The organism is Aeromonas sp. 2692-1, assembly GCF_013085505.1.
In the GTDB taxonomy this organism is placed as follows: domain Bacteria; phylum Pseudomonadota; class Gammaproteobacteria; order Enterobacterales; family Aeromonadaceae; genus Aeromonas; species Aeromonas hydrophila.
Genome location: NZ_CP038513.1, coordinates 2,380,855 through 2,397,384, shown reverse-complemented (window position 1 = coordinate 2,397,384; position 16,530 = coordinate 2,380,855). Strand labels below are relative to the sequence as shown.

The window sequence follows — 16,530 nt, the reverse complement described above, 5'->3', positions numbered from 1 at the left end:
TTTGAAGGAGTTATCCATGAGTGAATGCGCTTCAAAGGCGTGTGGCTGCTCGGCTGGGCCGATCATGCAATCCACGACACAAGCCCCGCCGACAACCGGATCGGCTCAAGCGGTGTACCGCATCGAGAACATGGATTGCCCCACGGAAGAGGCGCTGATCCGAGGCAAGCTGGTTGGGCTGGCGGGTGTGGTTGGTCTTGAGTTCAACCTGATGCAGCGTACCTTGACCGTGCAGCACGAATTGCCTTCGCTGTCTCCCGTTGAACAGGCACTGAAGGCCATCGGCATGCAAGCTGTGCGCATGGATGAGGCGTCGGCTGGGCAGACAACCAAGCTGTCCATTGCCAAGATGGATTGTCCGACAGAGGAAGCATTGATCCGCAACAAGCTCGGCACCGTGGCCGGGGTTACCGGTCTCGATTTCAACCTGATGCAGCGCACGTTGTCGGTACGCCATGCTGACGGGGTTCTGCCGGATGTGCTTGTGGCACTACAAGCGCTCGGATTCGAGGCGCAGGTCGAGGACAAGGCCATGGCCGCGTCGCCATCGGCGTCCCCTGTGACAACGCAGACCAACTGGTGGCCACTCGGTATTTCCCTCATCGCCGCATCAGCGGCCGAAGCGGTCTACTGGTTCCACAACGGCAATCATTGGTCGGTCGTCATTCTGGCGCTTGTAGCGGTCTTGACGGGAGGCCTGTCCACCTACAAGAAGGGCTGGATCGCGCTCAAGAACCGTAACCTCAACATGAACGCCCTGATGTCGATTGCTGTCACAGGTGCCATGTTCATCGGCCACTGGCCCGAAGCGGCGATGGTGATGGTGCTCTTCGCGCTGGCCGAAGTGATTGAAGCTAAGTCGCTGGATCGCGCTCGCAACGCCATCCGTGGCCTGCTTGATCTCGCGCCAGAACAGGCGACCGTACAGCAGCCGGACGGTACATGGTGCGAAGTGAACGCTAAACAGGTCGCCATTGGAAGCCGGGTTCGGGTCAGACCGGGCGAACGCATTGCGCTGGATGGGCAGGTCGTGGAAGGCTTCTCCACCGTCAACCAAGCACCGATTACCGGCGAAAGCCTCCCGGTCGAGAAAGCCCCCGGTGATTCGGTGTTCGCTGGCACCATCAACGAATCCGGTTCATTCGAGTACCGCGTCACCGCCGTGGCCAGTCACTCCACACTGGCCCGCATCATTCACGCGGTAGAGGCCGCTCAGGGGAGTCGCGCGCCGACTCAACGTTTTGTCGATCAGTTCGCCCGCTGGTACACCCCCGTTGTATTCGGCGTTGCCATCGCCGTCGCGTTGCTGCCGCCGCTGTTCATGGGTGCGGCATGGCTCGACTGGATTTACCGTGCATTGGTTCTGCTGGTTGTCGCCTGCCCGTGCGCACTCGTGATCTCTACACCGGTCAGCATTGTCAGCGGCTTGGCCGCCGCTGCACGCCACGGCATTCTCATCAAGGGCGGCGTCTATCTGGAAGAAGGCCGCAAGCTGCGCTGGCTGGCACTGGACAAGACCGGCACGATCACGCACGGCAAGCCAGCACAAACCGATTTTGTCGCATGGGGCAATGCGCTCGCCTCGGATAGTCGCAGCATCGCTGCCAGTCTGGCGGCCCGCTCAGACCATCCTGTATCCAAAGCGGTGGCACAGGCCGCGCAGACGGACGGGGTTGCCTTGCTCGAAGTGGCCGAATTCAATGCGCTGCCCGGTCGGGGTGTGCAAGGCCAAATCAACGGTGAGGTCTACCATCTTGGCAACCACCGGATGCTCGAAGAGTTGGGGCAATGCACACCAGAACTGGAACAGCGCATCGCGGCGCTGGAAACCGTAGGTAAAACTGTCGTGATGTTGGTCGGCGCAAAGGAGGTTCATGCCTTATTCGCCGTAGCGGACACCATCAAGGACAGTAGCAGGAGAGCCATCGCCGAGTTGCATGCAATGGGTATCAACACCATGATGCTGACCGGCGACAACCCTCACACGGCAAAGGCCATTGCCGCACAAGCCGGGATCGACCGTGCAGAAGGCAATCTGCTTCCAGACGACAAACTGCGCGAAGTTGAGCAATTGGCCCGAAGCGGCAAGGTCGGCATGGTTGGCGATGGCATCAATGATTCACCGGCCTTGGCACGAGCGGACATTGGCTTTGCAATGGGAGCTGCTGGCACGGACACCGCCATCGAGACGGCCGACGTGGCGCTGATGGACGATGACCTGTGCAAGATACCGACGTTCGTGCGCCTGTCGCGTGCGACGGCGCAGGTGCTGATGCAAAACATCGTGCTGGCCCTTGGCATCAAGGCAGTATTTCTGGTGCTTACCTTCACGGGTCAAGCGACTATGTGGATGGCTGTGTTTGCTGATATGGGGGCCAGCTTGCTCGTCGTTGGCAATGGCTTGAGGCTGCTGCGCCGATGAGCTGGAAATTCTTTCTCTATGACTGGGGTGGCCTGAACATCGCGTTGTTCCAAGCCATCAACACGGGTACGCCTGCCGCGCTGGGGCCGCTGGCGTGGTTCTTCAGCCTCGTGGGAAGTTACTGGACGGCGCCGCTGACGATGCTGGGTCTGTGGTGGTGGTCGAAGTCGGCCACCAACCCGGCGCGTGGCGCGGTCGTTTTGCACCGCCTCATTGGTTTTAGCGTGGCCTTCTTGCTGGCTTTACTGGTCGCCACCGTCTTGAAGCTCTGGCTCGACTTTCCACGCCCGCCTGCCGTCCTTGGCGACATGGTGAGCGTGATCGGAAACATCGAGCGTCACTACAGCCTGCCCAGCGGACACTCCACCTATACCGCGCTGGTGGTCGGCGCGCTCTGGCCTTTGATGGGACGCCGTGGTCGTCTCGGTTTAATGCTGTACGCCATGCTGGTCGGTTGGTCACGAATCGCAGCCGGCATGCACTTCCCTGCTGACGTGCTCGCGGGATGGGGACTTGGATTGAGTTGCACGGCGCTCGCCGGGTGGTTGATACCGCTGGCCGCCCCTATGTGGCAATCAGCTCGCCGCACATCAGTTTGGGTCTGGTACGCGGTGGCCGCCGGTGCGGTCATGATCGATCAGCTCGCGAAGTTCGCCATCACCCGCGCGTTCGCCTACGGTGAACAGGTCGAAATCACCCCATTCTTCAACCTGGTCTATGTTCTGAATCCCGGCGCAGCATTTAGCTTTCTAGCCAGCGCTGGCGGCTGGCAACGCTATTTCTTCATTGCGCTGGGTCTGGTCGTTTCTGTTTGGCTGGGACGCATGCTGCGCCAGCAACGGCCACGTCTCGAAGCGGCGGGCTACAGCCTGATCCTTGGTGGTGCGCTCGGCAATGTCGCGGATCGCGTGTTGCGTGGACAAGTCGTGGATTTCCTGGACTTCCATTGGCGGCTCGCGCACTGGCCCGCCTTCAACCTCTCTGATGTGACAATTTCTGCCGGAGCCGTCTGCTTGCTTTTGGCAGTTGTAATCCAAAGAGGTGCAACCGCCGAAGGCGAATTGTCCGGTTGAGCTATACCCTAACTTGTCGTCAAGTGCCGTAGTCGAAATGTGTCATTTTCAGAAGACGAATGCACCAGTTAATTAGGTGTGGCGGCTGTTGTGCGGCCAGCTCCTGACAGTCCAATATCAGAAGTGATCTGCACCAATCTCGACTATGCTCAATACTCGTGTGCACCAAAGCGAGGTGAGCATGGCGACCGACACCCCACGGATTCCCGAGCAAGGCGTGGCCACTCTGCCTGATGAGGCTTGGGAGCGTGCGCGCCGTCGTGCGGAGATCATCGGCCCGTTGGCGCAGTCGGAGACGGTCGGGCACGAAGCGGCCGATACGGCGGCTCAGGCGCTGGGCTTATCTCGGCGGCAGGTGTACGTTCTGATCCGGCGTGCCCGGCAAGGCAGCGGCCTCGTGACGGATCTGGTGCCCGGCCAGTCCGGTGGCGGGAAAGGCAAGGGGCGCTTGCCGGAACCGGTCGAGCGCATCATCCGCGAGCTACTGCAAAGGCGGTTCCTGACCAAGCAGAAGCGCAGCCTGGCGGCCTTTCACCGCGAAGTCACTCAGGTGTGCAAGGCTCAAAAACTGCGAGTGCCGGCGCGCAATACCGTGGCCTTACGGATCGCTAGCCTTGACCCGCGCAAGGTCATTCGCCGGCGGGAAGGCCAGGATGCCGCTCGTGACCTACAAGGTGTTGGCGGCGAGCCTCCTGCCGTGACCGCGCCGCTGGAGCAGGTACAGATCGACCATACGGTCATCGACCTGATCGTGGTCGATGAGCGCGATCGGCAACCGATTGGCCGCCCGTACCTGACCCTCGCCATCGACGTGTTCACCCGCTGCGTGCTCGGCATGGTCGTCACGCTGGAAGCACCGTCTGCCGTTTCGGTTGGCCTGTGCCTCGTGCATGTCGCCTGCGACAAGCGTCCTTGGCTGGAAGGGCTGAAGGTGGAAATGGATTGGCCGATGAGCGGCAAGCCCTTGCTGCTCTACCTGGACAACGCGGCCGAGTTCAAGAGCGAGGCCCTGCGCCGGGGTTGCGAGCAGCATGGCATCCGGCTGGACTATCGTCCGCTGGGACAGCCGCACTATGGCGGCATCGTGGAACGGATCATCGGCACGGCGATGCAGATGATCCACGACGATCTACCGGGAACAACCTTCTCCAACCCGGACCAGCGCGGCGACTACGATTCCGAAAACAAGGCTGCCCTGACGCTGCGCGAGCTGGAGCGCTGGCTCACATTGGCGGTAGGCACCTACCACGGTTCGGTGCACAACGGCCTGCTTCAACCACCGGCGGCGCGGTGGGCCGAGGCCGTGGCGCGTGTCGGCGTGCCGGCCGTCGTCACCCGCGCCACGGCGTTCCTGGTTGATTTCCTGCCCATCCTCCGTCGTACGCTGACCCGCACCGGCTTCGTCATCGACCACATCCACTACTACGCCGATGCGCTCAAGCCGTGGATAGCTCGGCGCGACCGCCTGCCTGCGTTCCTGATCCGGCGCGACCCGCGCGACATCAGCCGTATCTGGGTGTTGGAACCGGAAGGGCAGCACTACCTGGAAATCCCCTACCGCACCTTGTCGCACCCGGCGGTCACGCTGTGGGAACAACGACAAGCTCTGGCGAAATTGCGTCAGCAAGGGCGCGAGCAAGTGGATGAATCGGCGCTGTTCCGCATGATCGGCCAGATGCGCGAGATCGTGACTGCCGCGCAGAAGGCCACGCGCAAGGCGCGGCGCGACACGGATCGACGCCAGCATCTCAAGGCGTCGGTTCCGCCGAACAAGCCGACGCCGCCGGAAACTGATGTTTCCGACCCGCAGGCAGACAAGCAGCCTCCGGCAAAACCTTTCGACCAGATTGAGGAGTGGTAGCCGTGGACGAATATCCCATCATCGACCTGTCGCACCTCTTACAGGCGGCGCAGGGATTGGCCCGGCTGCCGGCGGACGAGCGCATCCAACGCCTTCGCGCCGACCGCTGGATCGGCTATCCCCGTGCGGTCGAGGCTCTGAACCGGCTGGAAACCTTGTATGCGTGGCCGAACAAACAACGCATGCCCAACCTGCTGCTGGTTGGCCCGACCAACAACGGCAAGTCGATGATCGTCGAGAAATTCCGGCGCACGCATCCGGCCAGTGCCGACGCCGACCAGGAGCACATCCCGGTGCTGGTCGTGCAGATGCCATCCGAGCCGTCGGTGATCCGCTTCTACGTCGCGCTGCTCGCTGCGATGGGCGCGCCCTTGCGCCCACGCCCACGGTTGCCGGAAATGGAGCAATTGGCATTGGCCTTGTTACGTAAGGTCGGTGTGCGTATGTTGGTGATCGACGAACTACACAACGTCTTGGCCGGTAACAGCGTCAACCGCCGGGAATTCCTCAATCTACTGCGCTTCCTCGGCAACGAGCTACGCATCCCCCTGGTCGGAGTCGGCACGCGCGACGCCTACCTGGCCATCCGCTCGGATGACCAATTGGAAAATCGGTTCGAGCCGATGATGCTGCCGGTGTGGGAGGCCAACGATGATTGCTGCTCGCTGCTGGCCAGCTTCACGGCTTCGCTCCCGCTGCGCCGCCCCTCGTCGATTGCCACGCTAGACATGGCTCGCTACCTGCTCACACGCTGCGAGGGCACCATCGGCGAACTGGCGCACCTGTTGATGGCGGCGGCTGTCGCTGCCGTGGAAAGCGGTGAGGAAGCAATCAACCACCGCACGCTCAGCATGGCCGACTACACCGGCCCAAGCGAGCGGCGACGACAGTTCGAGCGGGAACTGATGTGAAGCCAGCGCCGCGCTGGCCGCTGCATCCGGCTCCCAGAGAAGGCGAAGCCTTGTCTTCGTGGCTCAACCGCGTGGCCCTTTGCTATCACATGGAAGTGTCCGAGCTGCTGGAGCACGATCTTGGTCACGGCCAGGCTGATGACATGGATACCGCGCCACCACAGTCGCTGCTGACAATGCTCTCCCGGCGGAGCGGCATCGAGCTGGATCGGCTGCGTTGCATGAGTTTCGCCGGCTGGGTGCCTTGGTTACTGGACAGCCTTGATGATCAGATTCCTGGCGCTTTAGAAACCTATACGTTCCAGCTCTCGGTGTTGCTGCCGAAACTCCGCCGTAGGACGCGATCTATCACGAGCTGGCGCGCCTGGCTGCCCAGCCAGCCATTACATCGCGCCTGTCCACTCTGCCTGAACAATCCGGCAAACCAAGCCGTATTGCTTGCGTGGAAGCTGCCCCTGATGCTGAGCTGCCCGCTGCATGGGTGCTGGCTGGAATCGTATTGGGGCGTGCCTGGGCGGTTTCTCGGCTGGGAAAACGCCGACGCCGACCCACGCACGGCCAGCGACGCGATTGCGACGATGGACCGGCGTACCTGGCAGGCACTGACGACCGGCCATGTTGAGCTGCCGCGCCGACGCATCCACGCCGGATTGTGGTTTCGGCTGCTACGCACGCTGCTTGATGAGCTGAACACCCCGCTTTCGGCGTGCGGAACCTACGCGGGGTATCTCCGCCTGATCTGGGAACGCTGTGGGTATCCGCTGCGTGCTGGGCAAAGTCTGTGGCGACCGTATGAAACCCTGAACCTAGCAGTAGGGTTGCAGATGCTGGAGGCTGCGGCAACGGCAATCAGCTTGATCGAGGTGAGGGATATAAGCCCGCCTGGCGAGCATGCAAAGCTATTCTGGTCCGAGCCCCAAACCGAGTTCACCAGTGGCCTGCCGGCGAAAGCGCCGAAGCCCGAACCCGTCAATCACTGGCAACGTGCAGTCCAGGCCATCGATGAAGCCATCATTGAAGCGCGGCACAACCCCGAGACGGCACGCTCGCTGTTCGCGTTGGCTTCCTATGGTCGGCGCGACCCAGCTTCCCTGGAACGGTTGCGAGCCACCTTCGTGAAGGAAGGCATCCCGCCGGAATTTCTGTCACATTACGAGCCTGATGGACCCTTTGCATGTCTTAGACAGAATGACGGGTTAAGTGACAACTTTTGACGGCCTGAGCTTTCCGGCGCACACTGTCACATAATCGAACGTATATGTGACAGGTACGACATGCTGATAGGCTACATGCGGGTATCGAAGGCGGACGGCTCCCAGGCTACCGATTTGCAGCGCGACGCGCTGATTGCCGCCGGGGTCGATCCAGTACATCTTTACGAGGACCAGGCATCCGGCATGCGCGAGGATCGGCCCGGCTTGACGAGCTGCCTGAAGGCGTTGCGAACTGGCGACACACTGGTCGTGTGGAAACTGGATCGGCTCGGACGCGACCTGCGACATCTCATCAACACCGTGCACGACCTGACTGGGCGCGGCATCGGCTTGAAGGTATTAACCGGGCACGGCGCGGCCATCGACACCACGACCGCCGCCGGCAAGCTGGTCTTTGGCATCTTCGCCGCCCTGGCCGAGTTCGAGCGCGAGTTGATCGCGGAGCGCACGATTGCCGGCCTAGCCTCGGCCCGCGCGCGCGGGCGGAAAGGCGGCCGGCCGTTCAAGATGACCGCCGCCAAGCTGCGGCTGGCGATGGCGGCAATGGGTCAGCCAGAGACCAAGGTCGGCGACCTATGCCAGGAACTTGGCGTCACGCGGCAGACCCTGTATCGGCATGTTTCACCCAAGGGTGAGCTACGTCCAGATGGCGAGAAGCTACTCAGCCGAATTTGATGCCGGCATGAGGCAACGTAGCGACAGCGTGGTTTGTCTCAATGGGAAGCGCTCATGATCGATCTTTGAAGGCCCGCAGCAGTCGTGTCACAGACAGGACGAACAAACCGGTCAGCGTGAGGGCTGCGATACCCCAGTACTCTCCGATGAACGCGCCGGCCGTCGTGCCGGCCAGCACAATGGCGAGAATCGGCAAATGGCAGGGACAGGTGAGCACGGCCAGCGCGCCCCACAGGTAGCCGGTGATCGGTTTGTGCGTCTCGGACGGCAAGCGCTCGGGGCTGTTCATGGCAGACTCTCCGCGTGCTGTGCCGGCTCGGTCGGCATGGTGGCCAACTGCACCTCCAGATCGGCCAACGCTTCGCGCCGACGCTCGACGAACTGGCGCAGAACGGCAAGCTGCGCGGCCGCTTCATCGCCGTCCGCAGCATCCAGCGCCCGGCACAGCCGCGCCAGCGCGTCCAGGCCGATGCCCGCCTCGAAGGCCGCCCGCACGAAGCACAGCCGTTGCAAGGCGGCATCATCGAACAGGCCATAGCCGCCCGGGGTGCACGCCACCGGACGCAGCAATCCGCGCAGCAGGTAGTCGCGCACGATATGCACGCTCACCCCGGCATCAAGGGCCAGCCGGGACACGGTGTAGGCGCTCATTGAAAACCTCCTTTTTTTATCCAGCGCAGCAGGAAAGCTGCTTCACGTCCTTGTTGAAGGTCTGCGCCGCAAGCTTCAACCCCTCGACCATTGTCAGGTAGGGGAACAACTGGTCGGCCAGTTCCTGCACCGTCATGCGGTTGCGGATGGCGAGCACCGCCGTCTGGATCAGTTCGCCCGCTTCCGGGGCCACCGCCTGCACGCCGATGAGCCGTCCGCTACCTTCCTCGATGACCAGCTTGATGAAGCCGCGTGTGTCGAAGTTGGCAAGCGCTCGCGGAACGTTGTCGAGTGTCAGCGTGCGACTGTCGGTCTCGATGCCATCGTGGTGCGCTTCCGCCTCGCTGTAGCCCACGGTGGCGACTTGCGGGTCGGTGAACACCACTGCCGGCATCGCGGTCAGATTGAGGGCTGCGTCGCCGCCGGTCATGTTGATCGCGGCACGGGTGCCGGCGGCCGCTGCCACGTAGACGAACTGCGGCTGGTCGGTGCAGTCGCCGGCCGCGTAGATGTTCGGGTTGCTCGTGCGCATGCCTTGGTCGATAACGATGGCCCCTTGCGCATTGACAGTGACCCCCGCCGCGTCCAGCGCGAGGCTGCGCGTATTCGGTGCCCGACCGGTGGCAACCAGCAACTTGTCAGCGCGCAATTCACCGTGTCCGGTGGTCAGCACGAATTCGCCGTTCACATGGGCGACCTGGCTGGCTTGCGTGTGCTCCAGCACCTCGATGCCCTCGGCGCGGAAAGCGGCTGTCACGGCCTCGCCGATGGCCGGGTCTTCCCGGAAGAACAAGGTGCTGCGTGCCAGGATCGTGACCTGGCTGCCGAGCCGGGCAAAGGCTTGCGCCAGTTCCAACGCCACCACCGACGAACCGATCACGGCCAGGCGTGCGGGAATGGTGTCGCTGACAAGCGCTTCGGTGGAAGTCCAGTAGGGTGACTCTTTCAGGCCCGGAATCGGCGGCACGGCCGGACTGGCACCGGTGGCGACCAGGCAGCGGTCGAACGTTACCTCGCGCTCGCCACCCTCGTTCAAACGGACGACCAGGCTCTGGTCGTCCTTGAAACGCGCTTCACCGTGCAAAACGGTGATGGCTGGATTGCCGTCCAGGATGCCTTCGTATTTGGCGTGCCGCAGTTCATCGACACGGGCCTGCTGCTGGGCCAGCAGTTTGCTGCGGTCAATCGCAGGCACAGTTGCCGCAATACCGCCGTCGAACGGACTTTCCCGGCGCAGATGGGCAATATGGGCAGCGCGGATCATGATCTTGGACGGCACACAGCCGATATTGACGCAGGTGCCGCCGATGGTGCCGCGTTCGATCAGCGTGACCGTCGCGCCTTGCTCGACGGCCTTCAGCGCCGCCGCCATCGCGGCCCCGCCGCTGCCAATGATGGCGATATGCAAACCGGCGCCCTCAAGTGCATCACGGATTTTTGGTTCATCTTTGAAATCACCAACCCGGATCGAGCCTTGATAACCCAATGCGGCGATGGCGGCCAGCAGTTGGTTGTGGCTCACGGCGGTGTCTGCCATGACTTGCGCGCGGCTTTCTGGATAGGACACCACAGCGGCATTCACGCCGGGAATCTTTTCCAAAGCATCTTTGACATGGGTGGCGCAGGATGTGCAGGTCATGCCATTCACGGTGATTTCGGTCATTTTTTTACTCCATTGAATTTCGGGGTGCAGCAGGCATCGGCTTGGCGTTTTCGTTGGATGGCGTAGATGGTCAAGCCGATGAAAATCGCCAGCGCAGGCAGCAGCACATAGTCCAGATAGCCGGTCAGCGCGGACAAGCCGACCACACCGAGCAAAATGACCAGAACAGGGGTGAAGCAACACAGCGCCACGAGGGTTGTGCCAATGATGCTGACCCGCAGCAGTGTCTTCGGGTCTTTCATGATCAGTTCTTGACTGATGATGGGTAGCCCGCATCCTCGGTAGCCTTGGTCAGTTTCTGCACGCTGGTCTTGGCATCATCGAAGGTGACCACCGCTTCGCGCGTCTCGAAGGTCACGTCAACTTTACTGACGCCATCGACCTTGGAAATCGCCTTCTTGACAGTGATCGGACAGGCCGAGCAGGTCATGCCCGGTACGGACAGCGTAACGGTCTGGGTGGCGGCCCACACGGGGGCAACAACGGCAGCGAGGGCAAGGGCGGAAAGCAGCTTTTTCATGGTGAACTCCTGTGATCAATAGAAAAATGGCACGACGTAGGGAAATCCGAGCGCGACCAAAACCAGCACGGCCACGCCCCAGAAAATGAGCTTGTAAGTAGCTCGCACTTGGGGAATCGCGCAAACCTCACCCGGTTTGCAGGCGGCTGACGGCCGGTAGATGCGCCGCCAGGCGAAGAACAACGCCACCAGCGCCACGCCGATAAAGATGGGGCGATAGGGTTCCAACACCGTCAAGTTGCCGATCCAAGCGCCGCTGAACCCCAAGGCGATCAGAACCAGCGGCCCGAGGCAGCAAGCCGAGGCGAGGATGGCGGCCAGCCCGCCAGTGAAGAGCGCGCCGCGCCCGTTTTGAGGTTCAGACATACGTTTGTCCTTTCGAATCTGAATTGGATAGCTTAAGCTTACTTCCGTAGTTATGTACGGAGTCAAGCGATATGGAAAACAATTTGGAGAACCTGACCATTGGCGTTTTCGCCAGGACGGCCGGGGTCAATGTGGAGACCATCCGGTTCTATCAGCGCAAGGGCTTGCTCCCGGAACCGGACAAGCCTTACGGCAGCATTCGCCGCTATGGCGAGACGGATGTAACGCGGGTGCGCTTCGTGAAATCAGCCCAGCGGTTGGGCTTCAGCCTGGATGAGATCGCCGAGCTGCTGCGGCTGGAGGATGGCACCCATTGCGAGGAAGCCAGCAGCCTGGCCGAGCACAAGCTCAAGGACGTGCGCGAGAGGATGGCTGACCTGGCGCGCATGGAGGCCGTGCTGTCTGATTTGGTGTGCGCCTGCCATGCGCGGAAGGGGAACGTTTCCTGCCCGCTGATTGCGTCACTGCAAGGGAAGAAAGAACCGCGCAGTGCGGACGCGGTGTAGCCCGAGGGAACTACGCCTTAGCGTGCTTTATTTTCCGTTTTCTGAGGCGACTCCAACGTCAGAAAAGACCGTGCGGTCGACTTTTGATATTTCGTGCTGTCGCCTTCTGAAAGTGACAGAACGGCTTGGCCGTGGCGTTGCGTGAGCTGGGGCGCATCGAGCGCACGTTGTTCATCCTGGACTGGTTGCAAAGCGTCGAGCTGCGCCGCCGCGTGCATGCCGGGTTGAACAAGGGCGAAGCCCGCAACGCGCTCGCCCGTGCCGTGTTCTTCAACCGGCTGGGCGAAATCCGTGACCGCAGCTTTGAGCAGCAGCGCTACCGGGCCAGCGGCCTTAACCTGGTGACGGCGGCCGTTGTGCTGTGGAACACGGTCTACCTGGAGCGTGCGACGCATGCGCTGCGCGGTAACGGCCATGCCGTCGATGAGGCGCTGTTGCAATACCTGTCGCCGCTGGGCTGGGAGCACATCAATCTGACCGGCGATTACCTCTGGCGCAGCAGCGCCAAGATCGGCACGGGCAAGTTCAGGCCGCTGCGCCCTCTGCAATCGGCTTAACGTGCTTTATTTTCCGTTTTCTGAGACGACCCCAATCAGCTTGTTGCCAAATCCAAAATGGTTCCATTATTTCCTCATTCAACGTGCCAGGGTTTCAATAATGAGCCGACCCAGCCCATCATTCAGCTCAATGTTTGAGCCGAATATAACACATGCAGCACACTATCAGAGCAAGTAATGAGGATGGAGAACCAGGCTGAAAATCTCAGACCGGGGCTAATGAAAAACTGGATTTATTGCTGCTGGGTGGCGCTACAGCAATCAGTAGATAGACCAGGCGGGGTATCAGTGCGGTCGGTATCAAAATAAGTTGCGAGATGGGTACTCAGGCGGGTACTCAGTTTCTGAGGGCTTTGGTGAGCTTGCAGCTTACGCTGCATGGGGCCACATCTAAGAAATACTATTAGGGTATCTCCCCCTCGTGCCACCTCGTCTGCTTGTTCAGATACCTGATGGTACGCATCATGATGTCAATATATAGCATTGCTTATCTTCTCAGGAAAATAAGAGAAATCCCACACATCAATCACTAACAAAAATCAAAAATATTACAACCTACCTATTCTCTGCTGAATTTAAAGGACCCAGCTTTCAAATTTTTCAATTGCAGCACGCATTTCCTCACTCATGGCCTGATTCTTTAAGGTACTTACTCTTTCATTGAGATAAAAGTCATCAGAGGTGATAAAATGTGTGCCATTAACCATGTCCAACATCCTAATACACCTTCCATCTTTATCGATACACTCGAAGTTATTGGCAAATCTATTGTAAGCTAGGAATGCATCCTCGTTTTCCTGCTGATGGTGCATATCAAAACCGAAATCAGAAATATATTTATTGTCAATAACAATACCATCAGTCATCATTCCACCAAACAACTCAACCTGTATGTAGAAACAGCTAGTAACAGAATGTACCTTTACGGATTTCACTGTCTTATATATTATATCCCTGACCTCATCTCTTATATCAGCCTGATTATAGTCAATGAAATTACGTGGTATCTGCATATATATATCTGGGTTAATAGAAGCCTCTGTATGACTAATCTCAATGGTCAATTCTTCATTCAACTTTTTACGTTCCCTAGATAATTTATCTAGTCGTTCAGTCAACAGGATATGTATATCCCCCTCTGTGGTCGCCCCCACAGATTGAATCATAATTTCTATTTTTGAACTTATCGACTCTATTTTATTTTTAATCGAAGCAATTTTATTCTCACTTGTATTTTTCTTAGGCTGAAGTATCACGCTGCCAATCAGCAACATTAGTGCATACTCAAAATATCTATTATCAAATGTTGCAGCTGTGCAACTTTTCACCGAAGTGTCTGACCTTCCGCTGCATTTATAACGGAGCTTTTCATCTTTTTTCCCAGCTTTGCTACGGTAGACCTGTAGCGAACTGCCACAGTTCCCACAAGTTGCGATACGCATTCCAGTAACGATGCCCATCGCGCTTTTCAACTTACTAGTAAACTGTTTTTTTTCACTACGCACACGCTTAGCTTGTGCAAATTCAGCCTCAGTGCAAACAGCCGGATAATAATTTCCCAACAGATGCTCGCGACCATCAATATGAATTATTTTTTCGCCTAAAACTGCTCGATCACTGATAATCTTTTTAATAAGATTTATTCCCCACCCCTCTTTATTAGAATTTTGAGCTATTGTAGGGGGGTATAGTTTTCATCTAAATACTTTTTAATTGTTATATGTCCCTTCCCTTCTCGAATCATCACAATTACTTCCTTAACTACAGGAAAATAATATGGATGAGGGCGAACAAATCCGGTTGTAGTATCAACCCAAAATTTGTTCTTTCCGAAACCATTAATCGCTGCCGGATAACCATCCGTATCGCGAACACCATCTAGGTGCCGCTTTAAAGCAACACGTGCAGCACCAGTAACTCGAGCAGAAAGCCTATTTGTATAATCATTACTACTTTCAAGCTTGACAAGTGCGAAAATGGCAGATGCCAAATTATCTTTTTGATATACCGCCCCATCAATCCAGGTATAAACAAAAACATTAGCAGCAAGTACACATGTTAAATACTCACTTGCTCTTGTTAACGCTAGGCGAGAGAAACGATCTATATTTTCCATGGCCAATACAGAGCCGGGGGCGATTTGACCTGAACGGCATAGTTCAATAAAATCGCCAAGACGTCCATGTTCAATATTTTCCCCTTTACTGGCTGACATGCCGTTATCTGACATATGAACAACAGGCATACTACTATATTTTGCCTTTGTTGCTTCAACCAATGCACCTTCAGTCTGACGTTGCACGCCAGTTTTATTACCAGCGGCTTGTTTTTCAGTACTTACACGACTATACAAATATAGTGTTGGTGCAGATGACATTAAATTCATAACATCTCCAAAAAATCGACTCTATGACGAAGATCTATATGCTAGATAAATCACTATATTTGTAAGCTATCTGTACGATTAGATTAAAAAACAGATATATGGCATCCAATAAAATGAAGAACCACACCGATGATTTATATCACAGGGTGATCTCAGTCGGTTCTATTTTAATTTTGATGTCTTGAGGTGCTTAATGAAATCTGCTGGGCGAACACCGCACAGATTCGCAATATGCTGTTTTGATTTTGCGTGCTGCTTCGCCCTAATGGGGTGCATATCATCGCCGATCATGATATTGCGACAGCAGGGCTGCCACTCCTTGCTGCTCAATTGAAAGACATCCTTTGTATAGTGACCGTCAGGCATATCCAGACCAGCCCGCCGTCTACGATACAATAATTCAGCTCTTTTCATTTTCTCACTATCAACACTGTCACCGGATTTCTTCATATAGCCCTCGCCGATCTTTTGGTGGAAGATTATATCCGAAAACACTAGATATCAACCCCCACTAGAAAATATTTTCATCACCAGGATGGAATTATCAATAATCTCTAATATTTATTTTTACTTATATTTTTCAGGCTTGAAGTGGGGAGGGACTGATAAAGCCATGCGGAGTTAACGCTGACAACCTAGCGCCCCCCCCAGAAGTGTCACTGGTTATTTTGCAACATTTCACAAACATATTGACAGAAGGTTTCTTTTCAGTTTTACGCAAAAAAAACATTGCACATCTTCATTTTTCATGATAATTTAATGTTGTATTTTTTATCAAAAAAATACGCCATAGATGCCTTGTTTTTCACTTTCTTTATAAAGACTTTCTTCTTTTAACACCTTAAAACCTCACATCTTTAAATATCTGGCTCCCCTTCGCGCTGAAACGAAGTGAAAGCGCGGAATAGATATATATGTTTGAGAACAAAAAAAGATTTTATATTTAAATTTTTAAATAAAACAAAACGTTTAAAAATTGTTAAAACTGCAATATTTTTGCTACCAACTTTACCACCCAAGTTAGGTTAGCTGCATGTGTATCTAGCCATCATAGTGTCAGTATCGTGCCGTCATTGCTCCTTTCCCAGGCGTTGTTTCCCAAATCGATGCAGCTTGAGGAACTAACTGAGGACTTGGTGATCTGATCACCACCATCCTCTTCAAGTCTGCATCATGGGCACGTCGCTTCACTCCTTGGCAGCGGCGAAGGCATCGGCAACCCTTGCATCCAACTTATGACGGACCAGGGTCCGGGCCGAGACAGTTTCTTACCTAGCACACCATGCATAGAATCCGCTACGTGCCACACCCAGGACGCGAGTCATTGCAGCCACCTGAAATTGTCCGATATGCTCGGCGATAAAGGCGTACTTCACTTCAGGTGTTTGGCAAAGTTCGCGGCGGCTTTTTTTACCAGAGCTAGTTCTTCTGCTTGCTCGGCGAGTTGGCGTTTAAGTCTTACATTTTCATCCGCTAGTTGTTGCTCTCGCTCACCCGTATTCATGACCTGCCGAGCCTTGATGCGCCAGGCATAGAGCTGTGCCTCTTTAAGCCCAAGTTGTGCTGCGGCTTTGCTCATCCCGACACTTTCGGCCAGGGCCAAGGCTTCATCCTTGTACGGTTGAGAGTAACGGGCTAGGGTCTTTTTATGTTCAGTTGTTGTTTTGCTCATGCTCCACCTCTGTCAGTGATTTTACTCACTTAACGAGGTGTCCATCGAGTGTG

At 56.8% G+C, this 16,530-nt stretch carries 16 protein-coding genes and 2 pseudogenes; 8 read left to right on the top strand and 10 right to left on the bottom strand.

The window, feature by feature from the left end; all coding sequences use genetic code 11:
• Positions 1–16: 16 nt before the first annotated feature.
• From E5E97_RS11500 to E5E97_RS11475, 6 genes are all read left to right on the top strand, one after another.
• Complete coding sequence (locus tag E5E97_RS11500) at positions 17–2,422, top strand: heavy metal translocating P-type ATPase (RefSeq protein WP_171280279.1); 2,406 nt, start codon at positions 17–19, stop codon at positions 2,420–2,422.
• Positions 2,419–3,495 (top strand): signal peptidase II, encoded by a 1,077-nt coding sequence (lspA, locus tag E5E97_RS11495; RefSeq protein WP_017778766.1) that lies wholly within the window; start codon positions 2,419–2,421, stop codon positions 3,493–3,495. Before E5E97_RS11500 ends, lspA begins: the two co-directional genes overlap by 4 nt.
• Before the next feature lie 181 nt (positions 3,496–3,676).
• On the top strand, positions 3,677–5,356 hold the full coding sequence (locus tag E5E97_RS11490) for a DDE-type integrase/transposase/recombinase (protein ID WP_013124600.1): 1,680 nt from the start codon (positions 3,677–3,679) through the stop codon (positions 5,354–5,356).
• 2 nt (positions 5,357–5,358) lie between these two features.
• Positions 5,359–6,267: a TniB family NTP-binding protein gene (locus tag E5E97_RS11485; protein ID WP_013124601.1), complete on the top strand. Its 909-nt coding sequence runs from the start codon at positions 5,359–5,361 to the stop codon at positions 6,265–6,267.
• Positions 6,264–7,481 carry a TniQ family protein gene (locus E5E97_RS11480; protein WP_026141237.1) on the top strand — a complete coding sequence of 406 codons (1,218 nt, stop codon included), beginning with the start codon at positions 6,264–6,266 and terminating at the stop codon, positions 7,479–7,481. Before E5E97_RS11485 ends, E5E97_RS11480 begins: the two co-directional genes overlap by 4 nt.
• 60 nt (positions 7,482–7,541) lie before the next feature.
• Entirely contained in the window at positions 7,542–8,156 is a 615-nt protein-coding gene (locus tag E5E97_RS11475) for a recombinase family protein (protein ID WP_000904941.1), read from the top strand.
• 52 nt (positions 8,157–8,208) lie between these two features.
• Here the strand turns inward: E5E97_RS11475 and merE are convergent, their stop codons facing one another.
• The 6 genes from merE to merT are packed head-to-tail and all read right to left on the bottom strand — an operon-like array spanning position 8,209 to position 11,356.
• Entirely contained in the window at positions 8,209–8,445 is a 237-nt protein-coding gene (merE, locus tag E5E97_RS11470) for a broad-spectrum mercury transporter MerE (protein ID WP_001087809.1), read from the bottom strand.
• A complete protein-coding gene (gene merD, locus E5E97_RS11465) occupies positions 8,442–8,807 on the bottom strand; it encodes a mercury resistance co-regulator MerD (RefSeq protein WP_003465059.1) in 366 nt (121 codons plus the stop codon). Before merD ends, merE begins: the two co-directional genes overlap by 4 nt.
• Before the next feature lie 16 nt (positions 8,808–8,823).
• Positions 8,824–10,470 carry a mercury(II) reductase gene (gene merA, locus E5E97_RS11460; protein WP_000136268.1) on the bottom strand — a complete coding sequence of 549 codons (1,647 nt, stop codon included), beginning with the start codon at positions 10,468–10,470 and terminating at the stop codon, positions 8,824–8,826.
• Positions 10,467–10,712: a mercury resistance system transport protein MerF gene (gene merF, locus E5E97_RS11455; RefSeq protein ID WP_000654684.1), complete on the bottom strand. Its 246-nt coding sequence runs from the start codon at positions 10,710–10,712 to the stop codon at positions 10,467–10,469. Before merF ends, merA begins: the two co-directional genes overlap by 4 nt.
• Before the next feature lie 2 nt (positions 10,713–10,714).
• On the bottom strand, positions 10,715–10,990 hold the full coding sequence (merP, locus tag E5E97_RS11450; protein ID WP_000735441.1) for a mercury resistance system periplasmic binding protein MerP: 276 nt from the start codon (positions 10,988–10,990) through the stop codon (positions 10,715–10,717).
• 15 nt (positions 10,991–11,005) lie between these two features.
• Entirely contained in the window at positions 11,006–11,356 is a 351-nt protein-coding gene (gene merT, locus E5E97_RS11445; RefSeq protein ID WP_001294667.1) for a mercuric ion transporter MerT, read from the bottom strand.
• Between the two features lie 71 nt (positions 11,357–11,427).
• Between merT and merR the strand changes: the two genes are divergently transcribed.
• Complete coding sequence (gene merR, locus E5E97_RS11440) at positions 11,428–11,862, top strand: Hg(II)-responsive transcriptional regulator (RefSeq protein ID WP_000429838.1); 435 nt, start codon at positions 11,428–11,430, stop codon at positions 11,860–11,862.
• A gap of 116 nt (positions 11,863–11,978) precedes the next feature.
• A pseudogene (locus E5E97_RS11435) lies at positions 11,979–12,419 on the top strand (Tn3 family transposase); the annotation flags it as partial.
• Positions 12,420–12,994: 575 nt separating this feature from the next.
• Here E5E97_RS11435 and E5E97_RS11430 read toward each other — a convergent pair.
• From E5E97_RS11430 to E5E97_RS11415, 4 genes and pseudogenes are all read right to left on the bottom strand, one after another.
• Positions 12,995–13,981 carry a zinc ribbon domain-containing protein gene (locus E5E97_RS11430; protein WP_171280278.1) on the bottom strand — a complete coding sequence of 329 codons (987 nt, stop codon included), beginning with the start codon at positions 13,979–13,981 and terminating at the stop codon, positions 12,995–12,997.
• A gap of 110 nt (positions 13,982–14,091) precedes the next feature.
• Positions 14,092–14,805 (bottom strand): recombinase family protein, encoded by a 714-nt coding sequence (locus E5E97_RS11425; protein WP_171280277.1) that lies wholly within the window; start codon positions 14,803–14,805, stop codon positions 14,092–14,094.
• A 162-nt stretch (positions 14,806–14,967) separates the two neighbouring features.
• A complete protein-coding gene (locus E5E97_RS11420; protein WP_026141238.1) occupies positions 14,968–15,255 on the bottom strand; it encodes a hypothetical protein in 288 nt (95 codons plus the stop codon).
• Between the two features lie 830 nt (positions 15,256–16,085).
• Positions 16,086–16,477 (bottom strand): annotated as a pseudogene (locus E5E97_RS11415) (transposase); the annotation flags it as partial.
• Between the last annotated feature and the right edge of the window lie 53 nt (positions 16,478–16,530).

Excerpts from the sequence above, each read along its gene's own strand:
- E5E97_RS11500 (WP_171280279.1), top strand. The coding sequence starts at position 17 with ATGAGTGAATGCGCTTCAAAGGCGTGTGGCTGCTCGGCTGGGCCGATC.
- lspA (WP_017778766.1), top strand. The coding sequence starts at position 2,419 with ATGAGCTGGAAATTCTTTCTCTATGACTGGGGTGGCCTGAACATCGCG.
- E5E97_RS11490 (WP_013124600.1), top strand. The coding sequence starts at position 3,677 with ATGGCGACCGACACCCCACGGATTCCCGAGCAAGGCGTGGCCACTCTG.
- E5E97_RS11475 (WP_000904941.1), top strand. The coding sequence starts at position 7,542 with ATGCTGATAGGCTACATGCGGGTATCGAAGGCGGACGGCTCCCAGGCT.
- merE (WP_001087809.1), bottom strand. The coding sequence starts at position 8,445 with ATGAACAGCCCCGAGCGCTTGCCGTCCGAGACGCACAAACCGATCACC.
- merD (WP_003465059.1), bottom strand. The coding sequence starts at position 8,807 with ATGAGCGCCTACACCGTGTCCCGGCTGGCCCTTGATGCCGGGGTGAGC.
- merA (WP_000136268.1), bottom strand. The coding sequence starts at position 10,470 with ATGACCGAAATCACCGTGAATGGCATGACCTGCACATCCTGCGCCACC.
- merF (WP_000654684.1), bottom strand. The coding sequence starts at position 10,712 with ATGAAAGACCCGAAGACACTGCTGCGGGTCAGCATCATTGGCACAACC.
- merP (WP_000735441.1), bottom strand. The coding sequence starts at position 10,990 with ATGAAAAAGCTGCTTTCCGCCCTTGCCCTCGCTGCCGTTGTTGCCCCC.
- merT (WP_001294667.1), bottom strand. The coding sequence starts at position 11,356 with ATGTCTGAACCTCAAAACGGGCGCGGCGCGCTCTTCACTGGCGGGCTG.
- merR (WP_000429838.1), top strand. The coding sequence starts at position 11,428 with ATGGAAAACAATTTGGAGAACCTGACCATTGGCGTTTTCGCCAGGACG.
- E5E97_RS11425 (WP_171280277.1), bottom strand. The coding sequence starts at position 14,805 with ATGAATTTAATGTCATCTGCACCAACACTATATTTGTATAGTCGTGTA.
- E5E97_RS11420 (WP_026141238.1), bottom strand. The coding sequence starts at position 15,255 with ATGAAGAAATCCGGTGACAGTGTTGATAGTGAGAAAATGAAAAGAGCT.